General features: G+C 74.4%; 12 protein-coding genes. 6 read left to right on the top strand and 6 right to left on the bottom strand.

Annotation, left to right across the window (positions count from 1 at the left end):
* Positions 1-29 precede the first annotated feature (29 nt).
* The 4 genes from ACFY2K_RS38685 to ACFY2K_RS38670 form a co-directional block, all read right to left on the bottom strand.
* Entirely contained in the window at positions 30-998 is a 969-nt protein-coding gene (locus ACFY2K_RS38685) for a (2Fe-2S)-binding protein (protein WP_387717325.1), read from the bottom strand.
* A 168-nt stretch (positions 999-1,166) separates the two neighbouring features.
* Complete coding sequence (locus ACFY2K_RS38680; protein ID WP_375890188.1) at positions 1,167-2,003, bottom strand: hypothetical protein; 837 nt, start codon at positions 2,001-2,003, stop codon at positions 1,167-1,169.
* Between the two features lie 281 nt (positions 2,004-2,284).
* Positions 2,285-3,145: a hypothetical protein gene (locus tag ACFY2K_RS38675; protein WP_380522761.1), complete on the bottom strand. Its 861-nt coding sequence runs from the start codon at positions 3,143-3,145 to the stop codon at positions 2,285-2,287.
* Positions 3,146-3,320: 175 nt separating this feature from the next.
* Positions 3,321-3,935, bottom strand: coding sequence for an NTP transferase domain-containing protein (locus ACFY2K_RS38670; RefSeq protein WP_375890192.1), 615 nt, complete (start codon positions 3,933-3,935; stop codon positions 3,321-3,323).
* 141 nt (positions 3,936-4,076) lie between these two features.
* On the opposite strand from ACFY2K_RS38670, the gene moaA reads away from it, so the two are divergent.
* From moaA to ACFY2K_RS38655, 3 genes are all read left to right on the top strand, one after another.
* Positions 4,077-5,072, top strand: coding sequence for a GTP 3',8-cyclase MoaA (gene moaA, locus ACFY2K_RS38665; RefSeq protein ID WP_380522759.1), 996 nt, complete (start codon positions 4,077-4,079; stop codon positions 5,070-5,072).
* 247 nt (positions 5,073-5,319) lie between these two features.
* The gene (locus ACFY2K_RS38660) at positions 5,320-6,036 is read left to right on the top strand and encodes an HNH endonuclease family protein (protein ID WP_380522786.1); all 717 of its coding nucleotides are present in this window, start codon (positions 5,320-5,322) and stop codon (positions 6,034-6,036) included.
* A gap of 166 nt (positions 6,037-6,202) precedes the next feature.
* A complete protein-coding gene (locus ACFY2K_RS38655; RefSeq protein ID WP_387717322.1) occupies positions 6,203-7,786 on the top strand; it encodes an alpha/beta hydrolase in 1,584 nt (527 codons plus the stop codon).
* Positions 7,787-7,960: 174 nt separating this feature from the next.
* On the opposite strand, the gene ACFY2K_RS38650 is transcribed toward ACFY2K_RS38655, so the two are convergent.
* Both ACFY2K_RS38650 and ACFY2K_RS38645 read right to left on the bottom strand, forming a co-directional pair.
* Positions 7,961-10,453: an ArnT family glycosyltransferase gene (locus ACFY2K_RS38650; RefSeq protein ID WP_387717320.1), complete on the bottom strand. Its 2,493-nt coding sequence runs from the start codon at positions 10,451-10,453 to the stop codon at positions 7,961-7,963.
* A gap of 152 nt (positions 10,454-10,605) precedes the next feature.
* Positions 10,606-11,727 (bottom strand): alpha/beta hydrolase, encoded by a 1,122-nt coding sequence (locus tag ACFY2K_RS38645; RefSeq protein WP_375890200.1) that lies wholly within the window; start codon positions 11,725-11,727, stop codon positions 10,606-10,608.
* A gap of 160 nt (positions 11,728-11,887) precedes the next feature.
* Between ACFY2K_RS38645 and ACFY2K_RS38640 the strand changes: the two genes are divergently transcribed.
* From ACFY2K_RS38640 to ACFY2K_RS38630, 3 genes are all read left to right on the top strand, one after another.
* On the top strand, positions 11,888-12,781 hold the full coding sequence (locus ACFY2K_RS38640) for a hypothetical protein (RefSeq protein WP_375890201.1): 894 nt from the start codon (positions 11,888-11,890) through the stop codon (positions 12,779-12,781).
* A 141-nt stretch (positions 12,782-12,922) separates the two neighbouring features.
* Positions 12,923-13,819 carry a hypothetical protein gene (locus tag ACFY2K_RS38635; RefSeq protein ID WP_380522754.1) on the top strand — a complete coding sequence of 299 codons (897 nt, stop codon included), beginning with the start codon at positions 12,923-12,925 and terminating at the stop codon, positions 13,817-13,819.
* A 186-nt stretch (positions 13,820-14,005) separates the two neighbouring features.
* On the top strand, positions 14,006-15,180 hold a 1,175-nt coding region (locus ACFY2K_RS38630; protein ID WP_380590789.1), incomplete at its 3' end, for a putative Ig domain-containing protein.

The raw sequence follows: 15,180 nt of genomic DNA, 5'->3' as shown, positions 1-15,180 counted from the left end.
TTTCGAATCCCGGGTCGTACGGATTTCCGTCAACGTCGCGTGACGCGGGGGCAGCCGTTGCACATTTCCGCGGATTCCACGGTGTAGACGAGGCAACAGCTGGCCCGAGCCCGGTCCGTACCCGAAGCACCGCCGCACCCGGGCGCCGGGGGTGCGAAACCGGCGCCCGGGGTGAAGGGGGCCGGGGCGGGAGCGGGGCCCCGGCCCGCGCCGGGCGTGCGCGCCGGTCCGGAGGGGGATGGCCCGGAGGAGGGCTCCCCGGGCTCCCCGGGTGCCAGTAGGGCGGACAGCTCGTCGCGCGCCCGTTCCTGCTCCCCGAGCAGCCCGCCCGCATACCAGAGCCCCTCCACCACCGCGTCGGTGGCCATCGCCCACAGCACCCGGGGCCCGCGCCGCGCCTCCGGCCCGAAGGCGGCCAGCACCGGGGTCAGGAACTCGGCCAGGGCGCACCGCAGTTCGGCGCCGAGCGCGTCCTCGTCCGGCACCGTGCGGGCCCCGGCCGTGCGGGCCGCGGGGTCGTCCGGCAGGCAGACGAAGGCCTCCGGGCGCACCGTCAGCCCCATCGAGGCCGGGGTGCGGTGCACCGAGACGTCGCCGGGGCCGAGCAGCGGGACGCGCCGCTCCAGGAACCACGGCACGGTGAACAGCAGCGAGACCGGCCAGACGAAGCGGTGCAGTCCGAAGCCGGCCGCCACGTCCGGGCGCAGCGGCCGCCCGTAGCGGGTCAGGCCCTGCCGGGCGTCGTGGGCGACCAGTTCGCGCAGTGCCGCCGGGTCGGTGGTGAGGGTGGCGACCGGCAGCCAGCCGTCGCCGTGCCGGGGTGGGGCGCAGCGCAGGTCCAGCATCGGGGCGAGCGCGGTCAGCCGGTGGTACGAGGGGGCGCAGGGGGTGGGGGTGTCCGGTGCGTGGGCGGGGTCGTGCGCCTGGGCGTGGTCGTGCGCCCGGGTGGTGCGGGGGGCGCGCGGCGCGGGGCCGGGCCGGGTGCTGCTCGCGGTCATGGGCGGGCCCCATCGGGTCGACCGGGGCCGCCGGTGGACCGCCCGGCAGGGCCGGTCGCGGACGGTCCGCCGCGGCCGGGCCCGGCCGGTCCGGGGCGTGGCGGTGCCCGGGGAACAGCAAGGCGACCTGTCCGGGGCGCTGCTCACCCCGGACAGGTTAGGCTCACCTTAGCTGATAGTTCCCCGGGTCTCGCTGGTGATGCGTCCGTCCGGGGGAGGCCCCGGCGCGCGTCCGAGCTGGCGTGCGAGCCAGACCGGCACCCCGCCCAGGGCGTGCACCAGGCGGGTGGCCTCGGCGCGCAGCCGCACCGCCTCGGCGGGTTCGGACACCTCGGCGAGCGCCGCGAGCGCCGGCGCCACCCCCACCGTGAAGCCGAGTTGCTCGCGCAGCCGCAGTGAGGCGTCGAAGCCCTCCCGGGCGTTGCCGCGGTCGCCGCGGGAGAGCGCGAGCGCGCCCAGGTGCCGCCAGGTGTAGGAGCGGAGCAGTTCGTCCCCGCGTTCCCCGGCGCCCTCGTGCGCCCGGCGGTAGGCGATCCAGGCGGCGCTGCGGTCGCCCAGCAGGTTCTCGGCGACCAGTCCGCGCCGGAAGTCCAGCAGGGGCCGGCCCGGCGCGTCCGGCGGCAGCAGCGCCGAGGTGCGGCCGAGGGCGGCCTGGGCCTCGTCGAGGCGGTCGCGCGGGCCGAGCACGCTGGCCAGGTAGGCGAGGAAGCCGCGGGCGCAGCCGGCGGCCGCGCGCTGCTCGGTGCCCTCCGCCAGGGCCTCGGCCAGCCGTAACGCCTGTTCCGCCTGGGTCCAGTGCGCGGCGGTGAACAGGCATTTCTCGATGAGGAGTTCGGCCCGTGCGAGGGCCGCGGCCGGGTCGTGTTCGGCGGCGGGTCGCAGTAGTTCGGCGGCCTCCTGCCAGCACCCCCGGGATCGCAGCCGCCACACGGTGTCGCCCGGTTCCTCCGCTGCCGCCCGCCCCCGTTCGTCCGGGCCGCTCGGGCTCCATCCGTGCTCCGACAACGCCACCTCCTTGTGTGCGCCATCCAGCAAGGGCGCGGACCTGCCTGGGAGCCCTGCCGTCACGGCCCGTTCGCATGGCGGCGGCAGGGTGAACGGCACGGCGAAAGGCCCGCGCTGTGGCGGCAATTCAACACGGGGGTGAGCTTGTGCACCAGATCACGAGCGGAGGTTGTTGCTTTTGTCGGGGAGATGATCTAGTGGGGCGCCGGGTGTGCGGCGCCGGGCTCCGGGTGTTGGGGCGCCGGGGTGTCGGGGGAGGGGCGGGGCAGGGGCGGGTCGGGTCAGGAGGTCCAGCCGGTCTCCATCAGGGCCTCGGCGGCGCCGTTGGCGGGTTGGGGCACGCCGGCCAGGTCGAGGCTGAACAGGGCGACCAGCAGTTGTTCGCCGCGCACGGTGGCCTGGTGGGAGTAGCCGGCCAGGGTGAACATGGCGGCGGCCATCTCCTCGGCGTGCAGGGTCTGCAGCCAGAGGCACTCGACCGACTTCACGTCGGCGGGCTCGGTCCAGGTGTCGACCTGGGCGACCATCCGGCCGCCCAGCAGGGTGACCCCGTCGCGTTCCTGGGCCTCGGTCAGCTCCAGGTCGTCGAAGCCGAGCCACTCCAGGTAGCGGGCGGCGGTGAACACCGCGTCCTGGGAGGTGCGCACCGGGTGGGGGCGGAACGGGGCGCGGTGGCGGAACGGCCTGGGGCGTCCGACGGGGCCGCCGCCCTGCGCGGGCGGGGCGGGCACCGGGGCGTTCACCGGGTGCGCCGGGTAGGGGCGGGCGCTCTGCGGGCCGGGGGCGGCGAGCGGGCCGGCGGTGCCGCCGCCCAGCCGGGTGGTGCGGTCCACCGGGAGGCGGACGGTGGCGCCGCAGTTGCAGGTGAACTCGGGCTGCGGCCACTGGTCGGAGCGGCCGCAGTGCGGGCAGCGCATGCTCAGCCAGGAGTCCTCCCAGGAGCGGAACCGCACCTGGACCGGCACCCCGCCGCGCAGCAGCGGGACCTTCAGCGAGGCGCCGCACGGACACGGCAGCGACGGCGGCTCGTACAGGTGCTCGCGGCGGCAGGCGGGGCAGCGGATCGCCCGGGCGCCACCGCCCGCCCCCGGCCCCGACCGCGCGGGGTCGTGTCCGGTGAAGTCGTCGGGCAGTCCTGCCATCGCGGGCTCCGTCCGTCGGTGTCGGGTCGGGGTGGTTGGTTCCCATGCTCCCCGAAACGTCCGGCTTCGGGCGCGGAATGGGGCAATCCTCAGGGACGGATCAGGGACGGATCAGGGGCCGGTCGCCGGTACGGGCGAGGCCGGGCCCCTCCGCGGGGAGGATGCGCGGCCGGCGTCAGCGGGGCGGTCGGTCGACGGACCAGCGGGCCAGGTCGGCGGGGGTGTCCAGGTCGTCGGGGACGGCGACGTCCGCGCACTCGACCAGGACGAGTTCCCCGGCGTGCGCCGCCAGCAGCGCGCGGGCCCCGGCGTCCCCGGACGCGCCCTCGGCGGCCTCGGCGAAGTGCCGCGCGCCGATCAGCACCGGGTGTCCGCGCCGTCCGCCGTACGCCGCGGCGGCCAGGTCGGCGCCGGCCCGGTGCGCGGCCAGCAGCCGGGCGACCGCGGCCGGGGTGACGCCGGGGGTGTCCACCAGCATCACCAGCACCGCCGGGGCCCGCGGCGGCAGTGCGGCCAGTCCGGCCCGCAGTGAGGAGCCCATGCCCTCGGCCCAGTCCGGGTTGGCGACCAGCCGGCAGCCCGGCAGGTGCGCGGTGGAGCGCACCCGCTCGCGGTCCGCGCCCAGCACCACGGTGACGTCGGGGCAGCCGCCGGCCCGGACGGTGGCCACCGCGTGCTCCACCAGCGGCCGGCCCGCGTACCGGATCAGCGCCTTGGGCCGCCCGCCGAGCCGGCGTCCGCCCCCTGCGGCGAGGACGAGGGCCGGGACGGCGGGCGGTGTGGTCTGCATGCGCCCAGCCTGCCCGGTCGGGGCCCGGTCGCGCAGCCGTTCGGCGCTTGTACGAATCCACAAGGCGAAGGCGCAGGTCGCGGGCGGTCCCCGGCGGTTCGGCCGCTGGTCCCGCGGCCCGCTTGCCCCTGTACTGGGGCGATGAACACCGCACCGCGCCCGCTGGTGGACCGCTTCGGACGGGTCCACACCGATCTGCGGGTCTCCCTGACCGATCGCTGCAACCTGCGCTGCACGTACTGCATGCCGGCCGAGGGGCTGGACTGGCTGCCCCGGGCGGACACGCTCGGGGACGACGAGGTGGTGCGGCTGGTGCGGATCGCGGCGCAGCGCCTGGGGGTGCGCTCGGTGCGGCTGACCGGCGGGGAGCCGCTGCTGCGGCGGGGGCTGCCGGGCCTGGTCGGGCGGCTGGCCGCGCTGGGCGTGGAGCTGTCGCTGACCACCAACGGGATCGGTCTGGCCCGGACCGCGGTCGCGCTGCGGGAGGCCGGGCTGGGGCGGGTGAACGTCAGCCTGGACACGCTGCGCGCGGACCGGTTCGCGGAGCTCACCCGGCGGGACCGGATCGCCGACGTGTTCGCGGGCCTGGCGGCGGCCAAGGCGGCCGGGCTGGACCCGGTGAAGGTCAACGCCGTGCCGGTGCGCGGCGTGAACGACGACGAGATACCGGAGTTGGCGGCCTTCGCCGTCGAGCACGGCTACCGGATGCGCTTCATCGAGTCCATGCCCCTGGACGCGCAGGGGAGTTGGGACCGCGCCGCGATGGTGACGGCCGAGGAGGTGCTGGCCCGGCTCGGCGAGCGCTTCGACCTGGTGCCGGTCGGGCGCAGCGGCAACGCCCCGGCGGAGGAGTGGCGGGTCGCCGGGACGGACACGGTGATCGGGGTGATCGCCTCCGTCACCCGGCCGTTCTGCGGGGGCTGCGACCGGGTCCGGCTGACGGCCGACGGGCAGTTGCGCAACTGCCTGTTCGCGACCGAGGAGTCGGACCTGCGCGCGCTGCTGCGCGGGGGCGCGGACGACGGGCGGATCGAGGAGGCCTGGCGGGCCTCGGTGACGGGCAAGGGGCCCGGACACGCCATCGGCAGCGCCGGGTTCGTCCGGCCGGACCGGCCGATGTCGGCGATCGGGGGCTGAACTCCCGGGCGCGGACGGGGATGTGGGCGGGGATGCGGGCGGGGACGGGGACGGGGACGCGGATGGGGCCCGGGCGGCCGGAGTCGACGGAGTGTGAGCTTCGACATGCTCCTGGGCTCCCCGTGGCGTCGGCTTGACCTTCTCTTGGGGTGGCTGGTCTGCTGGTTCGCCGTCAACCCGCCCCTGATCCCGGGAGTTCTCCGTGCCCGCCCGCCGTACCTGGCTGTCCGCCGCCACCGTGTTCCTGATATGCCTGCTCGCCCTGGTCGGCTGGCTGGTCGAGGGCCGCGGCGGGAAGTCGCCGGGCGGGTCCGGACCGTCCGCCGTCGGCACCGGCACCAGCCCGCTGCAGAACCCGGACGGCACCAAGCCCGGCCTGGCGCCGCTGACCACCCCGGAGGAGCAGAAGGCGGGCCGGGAGCTGATCGCCAAGGTGGCCACCGCCCGTACCGGTCCCAAGGACGGCTACGACCGCAACGAGTTCGGCCCCGCCTGGACGGACAGCGTCGAGGGCGTCCCGTACGGCGGCAACAAGTGCGACACCCGCAACGACCTGTTGGCCCGCGACGGCAGCGGTGTCGAGCGCAAGGACGGCTCGGACTGCGTGGTCACCGCGATGACCATCCACGACCCGTACACCGGCCGGACCGTCGAGTGGACCAAGCAGCAGGCGTCGAAGATCCAGATCGACCACGTGATGCCGCTGTCCTACGACTGGCAGATGGGCGCCGCCACGTGGGACAAGGCCAAGCGGGTCCGGATCGCCAACGACCCGCTCAACCTGATCCCCGCCGACGGCTCGCAGAACGCCTCCAAGGGCGACTCCGGCCCGGCCGACTGGCTGCCCGCCAGCACCGAGATCCGCTGCTCGTACGCGGTGCGCTTCGCCCAGGTCTCGCTCAAGTACCAGCTGCCGGTCACCGAGGCGGACAAGAAGGCGATGCTCCAGCAGTGCGGCGGGTGAGGAAACGATCCTCCTTCGCCGGTCGTACCGCGAGGCGGCGAGGCCTCGTGGCGGCGCAGCGGCGCGGCGGCGCGGCGGCGCTAAGGAAGTGCCAAGGAGGCGGCCGGGGGCAGCGGGCGAGATGCCCCGGCGGTGCCCCGGATGGTATTCGTGGGCGGTGCCCCCGATGACCCCCCGCCTGCGGCGACGCGCCCTGCCCGCCCTCGCCGCCCTGCTCCTCGCCCTGGCCGCCGGCTGCTCCGGCCCCGGCGGCGCACGCCCCGCGGCCGCGCCGACCAGCCGCCCGCCGCTCGCCGAGCGGGCGCCCACCAGCGCCTCCCCGGCCCTGCAGGCGTACTACGACCAGCGGCTCGCCTGGGCACCCTGCGACGGCGCGGGCGGCGACGCGGGCGCCGACGGCGCGGAGGCGGCCGCAACCGCCGTCCAGTGCGCCACCCTCAAGGCCCCGCTGGACTACGCCGACCCCGGCGGCCGCAGCATCGACGTCGCCGTCGCCCGGGTGCCCGCCGCCGACCCCGCCCACCGGATCGGCGCCCTGCTGGTCAACCCCGGCGGGCCCGGCAACTCCGGTGCCAACATGGCCCGGGGCTGGAAGGACGGCCAGGGCCCGATGCGCGACCGCTTCGACGTGGTCGGCTTCGACCCGCGCGGCTCCGGCGCCACCCTGCCGATCGACTGCCTGGACGACCGCACCCGCGAGCAGTCGATGCGCACCGACGACCCGGCCTACGACCGAGGCCGGGTCCTCGCCGACGCCTGCCGGGCCAAGTACGCCGACATCCTGCCGTTCCTCGGCACCCGCAACAGCGCCCGCGACATGGACGTGCTGCGCAGCGCCCTCGGCGAGCGCAAGCTCGACTTCCTCGGCCTCTCCTACGGCACCTACCTCGGCGTCCTCTACGCCGAGGAGTTCCCCGACCGCACCGGTCGGCTCGTCCTCGACGGCGCCGTCGAACGCAGCACCGACCTGATGCACCTCGACGTCGAACAGGCCGCCGCCACCGAGGCCGGCTTCCGCGCCTTCGCCACCGCCTGCACCGCCGAGGGCGCCGACTGCCCGCTCGGCACCGACCCGGCCGCCGCCCCCGGGCGGCTCGCCGACTTCCTCGACGGCCTCAAGGACCACCCGCTGCCCACCCACGACGGCCGCACCGTCACCGCCTCCCTCGGCTGGGGCGTCGTCATCGACACCCTCGCCGACGGCCACGGCAGCTGGTCCCGGCTGCGCTCCGCCCTCGACCCCGCGCTCACCCGCGGCGAGGGCGACGAACTGCTCCGGTTCTCCGACGGCAACGCCGGCCGCGACGACGACGGCCACTACGAGAACTCCGCGGACGCCTTCGCGGCCATCCACTGCGCCGACGCCCCGCTCGCCCCCAGCGACGCCGACCTGCGCACCGCCCTCGCCGACCTCGCCGCCCGGGCCCCGCTCACCAGCCGCCACGACACCCGGATCACCCTGCTCGAACCCGACTGCCGCCCCTGGCCGTACCGGTCCACCGAGCGGCCGCACACCGTGACGGCGCCCGGCAGCGCCCCGGTCCTGGTGATCGGCGGGACGGAGGACCCGATCACCCCCTACGTGTGGGCGCAGCGGATGGCGGCCGGGTTGCAGCACGGCGTGCTGCTCACCCGCGACGGCGACGGGCACATGTCCTGGTACCACAGCTCCTGCGCGCGCGACGCCGCCGAGGCCTACCTGGTGGACGGGGTGCTGCCGGCCGCCGGGGCGCGTTGCGGCTCCGACTGACGGGGCGTCGGGCCGGGCCCGGGGGGCCCGTGGGACGGGTCCGTGAAAGGGACCCGTGAGAGGGGCAGGCGAAAGGGGCACGCGAAAGGGGGCGTACCGCGCGAACGCGGCACGCCCCCTGGGGAGTTCGGGCTCCGGGTCAGGGTTCCCGGAGCCCGGGTCGGACCGACCGGATCAGGCCTTCGGGGCCGTCAGGTCGTAGAAGGTGGTGCCACCGACCGTCTTGGCGGTGAAGTGGCTGGTCACCCAGGCCTCGATCTGCGCCGACTCGGTCTGCTGGTCGCCCTCGGCGCCCTCGCCGCCCGCCCCGCCGGCGCCGCCGAAGCCGCGGTGCGAGCCGCCGCCGATGAACCAGTGCACCTTGCCCTCCTGGACGTACTTCTGGAAGCCCGCCAGGCTGAGCGAGGGGTCCGTGCCGTTGAAGCCGCCGAGCGCCATCACCGGCTTGCCGGTGGCGAGTTGGTAGCTCGCGGCGTTCTGCGAACCGGTGGTGGCGGCCGCCCAGGTGTACTGGCCGGAGTCCTGCGAGAGCAGGGACTTCGCCTCGTCGCTCACCTTGGTGCCGCCGAGCAGGCCGCCCATGCCGCCGCCCATGCCGCCGCCCATGCCGCCGCCGAAGTTGCCGGGGCCGCCCGCGCCCTCGGGGTCCTGGCCGCCGCCGGGGAACCCGGGGAAGCCGGGCGTACCGGAGGCGCCGCCGGAGCCGGTGGACCCGCCCGCGCCGCGCTCGTGGCGGCCGCCGGGGGCGGTGCCGTCGGCGCCCCGGCCGGAGCCGCCGTTGAAGCCGCCCTGACCGCCCTGGCCGTTCTGACCGCCCGGGAAGCCGTGGCCGCCCTGGCCACCCCGCCCGCCGAAGCCGCCCTGACCACCCGGACCGCCCTGACCACCTTGGCCGGCCTGGCCGCCCTGACCCTGGCCGCCCTGGCCGCCGCCGAAGCCGCCCGGGAAGCCCCGGCCGCCCTTGCCGCCCTTGCCGAAGGAGCCCGGCCCGAAGCCCGCGCCCTTCACGGACGGACCGGCCGTGATGATCGAGCCGTTGTGCGCGGTGCCCACGGTGTCCACCGCGTACGCGGCCGGACCGCCGAGCGCCGCCGCCAGGCCCACCAGGCCCGCCACCGAGGCGATCCGCGCGCCCGTCCGTCCGGAGACCCGGCCCGCCACCTGCCCGGCGACCAGCGCCCCCGCGGCCGCCAGTCCGCCGACCAGCACCGCCCAGCGCAGCCAGGGCAGGAAGTCGGAGCTGCGCCCGAGCAGGACGAACGCCCACCCGGCCGTCACCGCGAGCACGCCGGCCAGCAGCAGTGCGTACGGCAGCCGGTGCCGGGCCCGCCACAGGCCGTCCACGCCCATGCCGAACAGCGCCGCGACGGCCGGGGCCAGCGCCACCGTGTAGTACTGGTGGAAGATCCCGGACATGAAGCTGAAGATCAGCGCGGTGGAGACCAGCCAGCCGCCCCAGACCAGGAAGGCCGCGCGGGCCGTGTCCGGACGGGCGTAGCGGCGGGTCGCCCACAGGCCGACCACCAGCAGGATCAGCGCCGCCGGCAGCAGCCAGGCGATCTGCCCGCCGATGTCGCTGCCGAACAGCCGGGTGATGCCGGTCTGGCCCCAGCCCCGGCTGTGCCCGGCGCCGCCCGGCAGGTCGAGCCCGGCGGGCATCCGGCCGCCGCCGCCCACGCTGCCGCGCTCGTTGCCGTCGACCCGGCCGAGGCCGTTGTAGCCGAAGGTCAGCGACAGGAAGTCGTTGTCCTGCGAGCCGCCGACGTACGGGCGGGCCGAGGCCGGCAGCAGCTCCACGACCGCCACCCACCAGCCGCCGGCGACCACCACGGCCACGCCCGCGAGCAGGGTCTGCCGCAGCCGCCGCCAGAAGCCGGTGGGCGCCACGACCAGGTAGATCACCGCGAACGCGGGCAGGATCAGGAAGGCCGCCAGCGTCTTGGTGAGGAAGGCGAAGCCGAACATCGCGCCGGTGAACAGCAGCCAGCGGGTGCTCGCCGTCTCGACCGCCCGCACCATCCCGTACGCGGCCAGGGTCAGCAGCAGCACCAGCAGCGCGTCCGGGTTGTTGAAGCGGAACATCAGCGCCGCGACCGGGGTGAGCGCCAGCGCGGCGCCCGCCAGCAGGCCGCCGAGCGGGGAGAAGCGGCGGCGCACCGTCGCGTACAGCGCGCCCACGGTGGCGGCGCCCATCAGCGCCTGCGGGGCCAGGATCGACCAGGAGGAGAGGCCGAACAGCCGCACCGACAGCGCCATCGGCCACAGGGACGCCGGGGGCTTGTCGACGGTGATGAAGTTGCCGGCGTCGGAGGAGCCGAAGAAGAAGGCCTTCCAGCTCTGGCTTCCGGCCTGCACGGCCGCCGAGTAGAAGGCGTTGGCCCAGCCGGAGGCGCCCAGGCCCCACAGGTAGAGCACGACCGTCGCGGCCATCAGCGCCAGCAGGGCCGGGCGCACCCAGCGCGGGTCGTCCGCGCGCCCGCGCCAGGCGCGGGCCGGGAGGGTGCGCAGCCGTCCGGACCAGGAGGCCGGGCCCTTGGGGCCGGTCGTCGGCAGGGGCTGCTCGGGGAAGAGCGGCGCCGGGTCCGGCCGCGGCGCCTCCGGTGGCGGGTAGTTCGCGGCCTCGGGCCACGGATCGCCGGCCGGAGGGGAGTAGCTGCTCGTGGTCATGCGCCATACCGTGCGTGGCGTGGCTGAGAGAACCGTGAGATACGGCTGTGAGGCGGGTGTGATCTGCCCGGTTTCACCCGTCCGGAGGCGGAGTCAGGGGGCTCTCGTCCGGTCGGGCTCGGGCGGTCGGGCCGCTGGTCCCGTCGGGCCGCTCAGGCGGCGGCAGGCATGGTGATGTGCTTGCCCAGCCACTCCAGGGCCGGGGGGATCTCCCGGGTCCAGGTGTGGAAGTTGTGGCCGGCGGTGTCCAGGGTGATCGTGGACATCTTGGTGGGCGCCTTGAAGGCGGCGACCATGGCCTTGGTGTCGTCGTAGTTGTTCTCGTCGTTCGCGGTGGTCAGCAGCAGCGAGACCGGGGCGGCCGGCTGGTTCTTGAGCCGCCACAGCAGGTCGTTCTCCTGCTTGAGCTTGTCGTTGCCGCCGAACAGGTCGCCGGTGGTCGGGTCGTGGGCGGCGCTGTAGTAGCCGGAGAGCGCGACCGCGGCCGGGTAGGAGTCGGGCTTGCGCAGGGCGAACTTGAGCGCGCAGTAGCCGCCGGTGGAGTTGCCGATCACGGCCCGGTTGGAGGGGTCGGTGCCGATCCGGTAGGTGGTGGCGAGGGCCTTGGGCAGGTCGCTGGTGAAGAAGGTCTCGACCTGGGGGCCGTTCGGCACGTCGACGCACTCGGTGTCCCGGTTGTCGACGAGGGTCGGGCGGGTCATCACCAGGATGGTCGGCGGCAGCTTCTTCTGCTCGATGGCGTCGAGGGTGGACGCCGGGTACTGCATCAGCGAGATCAGCTTCTCCGGGGTGCCCGGGTAGCCGGTCAGCACCACGGCCATCGGGAAGCGCTGCTTGGCGAAGCCCGGCTGGAAGTACTGCGGCGGCAGGTAGACGTACGCCTCGGTGCTCAGGCCGGTGCCGGCCCCTTTGACGTCGACCTTCTGGATCATCCCGGAGCGGTCCGGCTCCGAACCCTGGGACGAGTAGAACTTCTGCTCGCCGGTGACGGACACCCCGGAGGCGTTCGGCTGGTGGTCGACCACCGTGCCGAGGCCGCCGCTGGTGCCGAGCAGGTCGGTCCAGGAGCTGTAGAAGCCGAAGTAGCTGTTGGCGATCAGGCCCATCGCGGCCAGCACCGACAGCTGGGTGGCCAGGAAGGCGCCGATCCGGCCCAGCCAGGACTTCCAGCCCTTGCCGCCGAACTTGGGCCAGAACCACATGGTGGCGGCGAAGACGACGATCGCGATGACCGACGTGATGACCTGGAGGGGGAGTCCGGTGAGGCTGAGCACGTGCCCGATCGTAGTTGACCCCGGCGTCGACCCCGCCGGGCGGGGCGGGACGGCCCCCGCAGGTGGTCGCCGGAAACGGATTGACCGGGGTGGTTCGTACTCGGGACCATGTCGCGGGGTGTGCGCGCGGTGCGCGTGCCGGGTGACATGGGGTGGGGTCATGAAGTCCATCGGCAAGGCCGGTCTGGCCATCGGTTCGGCGCTGCTGCTCGCGGCGTGCTCGGGCGGAACGACGGCGGGCAGGCCCGGGCCCGGGGCCACGACGAGCGCGGTGGCGTTCGGCCCGGTGCTCAGCAAGAACATCGAGCCGGTCGACAACGCGCTCGCCCGGATCCCCGGGGCCAAGAACCTGAGCGACCTCGAGGCCGTGATGAGCGCCCTCAGCACCGCCGCGCACGACGCCTCCAGGGCGCTGAACGTGGCGGACGCCCCCGCTGCGGTCACCGGGGACCGGCACGACCTGGCGAACGCGCTGAGCGTGCTCCAGTCCGACGCGACGGATGTCCGTCTCGGCATCAAGTCCCGGAACGTCTGCGCACTGGACTCGGCCGAGGCCCAGCTGGGCGCGGGCGAGGGCTTGAAGTCCGTACCGGCGGTCCTGGCGAAACTGACGGCGGCCGGCTACGCGGCGAACCTCACCGTCCCCCAGCTGCCCAAGCAGCAGTCCCGCTCGCTGGACAACGGCACGATGATCAGCAAGGGGAAGCTGCACGGCTACGGCGAGTTCAAGGTCGACAACGGCAGCAAGGCGGACGCGGTCGTCTCGCTCGTGCTGGGCGGCAAGGCGGTGCACTCGATGTTCGTGGCCAAGGGACAGAAGGCCGCCGTCCAGGGCGTGGAGGACGGGACGTACGACGTCTACGTCTCCCAAGGGGCGGACTGGGACTCCGCGGCCAAGTCCTTCACCCGGAGCTGCGCGTTCACCAAGTTCGAGGACACCTTCCCGTACGAGACCGGCCGCACCTCGACGTCCTGGTCGATCACCCTCCAGCCGGTGGTCGACGGCAACGCCGAGACCAACGACGTGGACCCGAACTCCTTCCCGCAGCTGTAGCGTCCGGCCGGACGGCCCCTTCCGGCGGCCGTCCGAAACCGCTTGACCAGGGCGGTTCGTGATCGGCACCATGGCGCCCCGTGTGCGCGCGGAGTGCGCGCCCGGCAGCGTTGAGGTGGGGTTGTGAAGTTCTCGGGGTCCGTGGGCAGATCCGGTCTGGCCGTTGGTGCGGCGCTGCTGCTGGCGGCGTGCTCGGGCGGGGGCGGCGGCGCGGCTGTGTCGAGCGCCTCGCCGTCCGCCGCGGCGACGCCGTTCGGGACGGCGCTCGACCAGGCCCTGGCGCCGGTCGGAGCCGACTTCGGCAAGGCGGCCTCGGCCAAGAGCGCCCTCGACCTCGACACCGCGCTCACCCACCTGGCGTCCGACACCAACCGGGCCGTGCGGAACGTGAACGCCACCACCGCGCCCTCCGGCGCCACGGCGGCGCGGGCCGACCTGGCCACCGCCCTGGCCACGCTCGCCACCGACACCGAGCCCGTCCGGAAGGACATCTCGGAGCACAAGGTGTGCTCCGCCGGTGGCGGACTGGCGCAGTTCGGCGCCGCCCAAGGGGTGGCCGGGGTCTCGGCGGCCCTCGCCAAGCTGGCGGCGGCCGGCTACCGGACCGCCTTCGCCGTGCCGGAGCTGCCCAAGCCGCAGACGCAGGCGCGCAGCCTGGACAACGGCACCGTGGTCCAGGAGGGCGGCAAGGGCGGCAAGGGCGTGGTGAAGGTCGACAACACCGGGCAGACGGACGCGGTCTTCACGCTCGCCGCCAATGGCACCGCGGTGGCCTCGGTGTACGTGGCCAAGGGGCAGCAGGCCACCATCGAGGGCATCGCGGACGGCGTGTACGACTTCTACTACACCACCGGCGTGGACTGGGACTCCGGCGCGAAGCAGTTCACCCAGGGCTGCGCGTTCGCCAGGTTCACCGGCACGCACGACTTCACGCCGGACCGGGGCGGCACGATCTGGACCCTCACCGTGATCTCGCCGGACGGCAAGGATCGGCGCGACGTCCAGTGGATGAAGTCCGATCCCCTCGCTCAGCCGTAGCGTTCATGGGTTCGTCCCGTAACGGGCATACCAGGACGGGTTGTTGCCAAACGATGGCACAACCCGGCCCCTGGGGTGGCGAGTTGTGCGGGAACTGTTGACCGCTTGAAGTGACCATGGCACTTTCGTGCGGGCGTGGGCCTCGGCGACCAGCCGGGCGGCCCGCGATCCCCCACAAGGAGAGCCATGTTCAAGAGACTTGTCGCGATGGCCGGTGCGAGCGCCGTCGTCGCCGGAGGGCTGGTCCTCGCCGCCGCCCCCGCCCACGCCGTCCAGGCCGCCGACCTGACGTCGACCATCGCCCTGGACGACTGCTCCGCCTCGCTCGTCCGGTTCCCCACCTCGGCCTCCGGCGACCGGGCCATGATGCTCACCAACGGGCACTGCCTGCCGTCCATGCCCCCCTACGGCCAGGTCATCCAGAACGTCAGCGCCAGCCGCAGCGGCACCCTGCTGGACGGCGCGGGCAACAGCCTCGGCACCGTCCAGGGCGACAAGGTGATCTACGCGACGATGACCGGCACCGACGTCGCCCTCTACGAACTCACCGACACCTTCGCCTCGATCACCTCCAAGTACGGCGCCACCGCCCTCACCATCAACGACGCCCACCCGGTCGACGGCTCGTCGATGTACATACCGTCCTCGTACTGGAAGCAGGTGTGGAACTGCTCCGTCAACGGGTTCGTGCCCACCCTGCGCGAGGACCAGTGGAGTTGGCACGACTCGCTGCGCTACAGCTCCGGCTGCAACACCACCCACGGCACCTCCGGTTCGCCGATCATCGACTCCGCGAGCGGGCGGATCGTCGGCATCAACAACACCGGCAACGACGACGGGGAGATGTGCACCCTCAACAACCCCTGTGAGGTCGCCGCCGACGGCTCCACCAAGGCCTTCAAGGGCCAGAGTTACGGCGAGGAGACCTACTGGTTCACCACCTGCGTCAACTCCGCCCGGACCGTCGACCTCACCGTGCCCGGCTGCCTGCTCACCAAGCCGGCCGGCGCCGCCGTCTCGGTGGGCAACCCCGGTGACCAGTCCACCGCGGTGGGCGGCTCGGTCAACCTGCAGATCAACGCCTCCGGCGGCACCGCCCCGCTGTCCTACAGTGCGACCGGCCTGCCCGCCGGCCTGTCGATCAACTCCTCGACCGGCCTGATCTCCGGCACCGCCTCCGCCGCGGGCAGCTCCAATGTGACGGTCACGGTGAAGGACTCGGCCGGCAAGTCCGGTACGGCCAGCTTCGCCTGGACGGTCACCGGTGGTGGCGGCGGTTCCTGCACCCCGGCGCAGCTGCTCGGCAACCCGGGCTTCGAGACCGGGACGGCGTCGCCGTGGACGGCTTCGAGCGGTGTGAT

It is taken from the genome of Kitasatospora sp. NPDC001309, from assembly GCF_042896295.1.
Classification (GTDB): Bacteria; Actinomycetota; Actinomycetes; order Streptomycetales; family Streptomycetaceae; genus Kitasatospora.
The sequence above is the reverse complement of the archived record's forward strand: the minus strand, read 5'-3'. Positions and strand labels throughout refer to the sequence as shown.